Source organism: Actinacidiphila sp. bgisy167 (genome assembly GCF_057707665.1).
In genome coordinates this window covers 1-1,442 of record NZ_JBYIQP010000200.1, presented here as the reverse complement: position 1 = coordinate 1,442, position 1,442 = coordinate 1, and the positions used below count along the sequence as shown (strand labels likewise).

The 1,442-nt window shown below is 72.1% G+C and carries 2 protein-coding genes; both read left to right on the top strand.

Features of this window, described 5'->3' with window-relative positions; genetic code table 11:
- Positions 1-1,040, top strand: a 1,040-nt coding sequence (locus tag AC3ET4_RS30755; RefSeq protein WP_431955246.1) for a transposase, incomplete at its 5' end; no start/stop codon positions are given.
- Positions 1,041-1,276: 236 nt separating this feature from the next.
- Entirely contained in the window at positions 1,277-1,438 is a 162-nt protein-coding gene (locus AC3ET4_RS30750; protein ID WP_431955244.1) for a hypothetical protein, read from the top strand.
- The last annotated feature ends 4 nt before the right edge of the window (positions 1,439-1,442 follow it).

The following is a 1,442-nucleotide window of genomic DNA, read 5'->3' as shown; positions in this document are numbered from 1 at the left end:
CCGCGCGGGCGCTGGCCGCGCTGCCGGTCACCGAGCGAGCGAAGGCTGTGTTCGGGCCGGTCACCATCGACCTGGACGCGAAGGACATCGAAGTGTTCTCCACCCGCAAGGACCAGGTGGTCCGCTCCTACAAGGGCGAGATAGCGGGGCGGGTGCACGCCGCGCACTGGGCCCAGGCCGGGGTGGTGCTGGTCGCGGATCTGCTCGACGGCCGCTCGGACGGCCGCACCCACGCTCCAGCACAGATCGACCGGGCGGTGGACGCCGTGCGCGCTGCCGGGGCCAGCGGTCCGGTCCTGTTCCAGGGCGATTCCGGCTACTACGCGGGCAAGGTCGCCGAGAAGATCGTGGCCCGCCAGGCACTGTTCCGGCTCGGGGTGCCGCGCAGCAAGCCGTTGTGGCGGGCCGTTGCCAGGGTCGACGAGGACGATTGGATCGACGCGGTCGACTACCCGCAAGCGCAGGTCGCACTGCTGGACTACGTGCCGACGGGCTGGCCCCAGGGCACCCGGATACTCGCCCGGCGGGTGCGCTACGACGCCGCCGAGCTGTCGGCCGACCCGCGCTCGCGTCGCTCGCGCACCGTCGGCAAGGATCAGCTCGCCCTGGTCCTGGACGGGATCGCCGACACCGCATACGCCTACTCGTTCATCGCCACCAACCAGGACCTGGACCTGGACGAGGAGATCGCACAGGCGGAGTGGGAGTTCCGCCGCCGCACCAAGGTCGAGGAGCTGTTCCGCGACACCGCCCACGGCGCCGGCCTCAATCACCTGCCGTCGGCATCCCACCCGGTCAACGCCATGTGGATGTGGGGCGCCCTGTTGGCCTACAACCTGGCCGCCTGGCTGCAGATGCCCGTCCCCATCGGCTCGGCCCGCCGCCGCATGGCCACCGTGCGCCGCCTGCTGATTGCCCGCGCCGCCCGGCTGACCACCACCGCCCGCCGCCACGAACTGCACTTCGCACCCACGGCCAGCGCGTTGATCGCCACCGCCCTGGCGAGGATCCGCGCCGCCCGACCTCCCCTGGCTTCCTGACCCATCGTCCCGACCTGGCCCGAACCACGCCGAATTGCCCTGGAAAGCCGTCCACCCGGCACGACAGCCGGGTGCCACCCGTGCCCCCCACCCCGATCACGCAGCTCACCGGCCGACGGCGAGCACAACTACACCACCGTCGGCCGCTACCTGCGGTTTCGGGTCAGAGGGCGGTGATGTCGCGGGACACGAACCGGTGGGCGCATCGCGGGCAGGTACGCGCCCACGTCGCGACCATGTGGCCCCTTTCCCAGGGCGAACTGCTCGCCCGGCTGGAAACCGCCCTCGACGCCCTGGTCTCGGACCCGGCCGCCCTCATCACCGGCGAGCCCGCCCTGCTGGGCCGCCAGCGCCAAGGGGAAACCGCCGGCGGGCACCTCCGCACCGCTCAACTTTGAAGCC

Coding starts and splice junctions, on each gene's coding strand:
- AC3ET4_RS30750 (WP_431955244.1), top strand. CDS start 1,277: ATGTGGCCCCTTTCCCAGGGCGAACTGCTCGCCCGGCTGGAAACCGCC.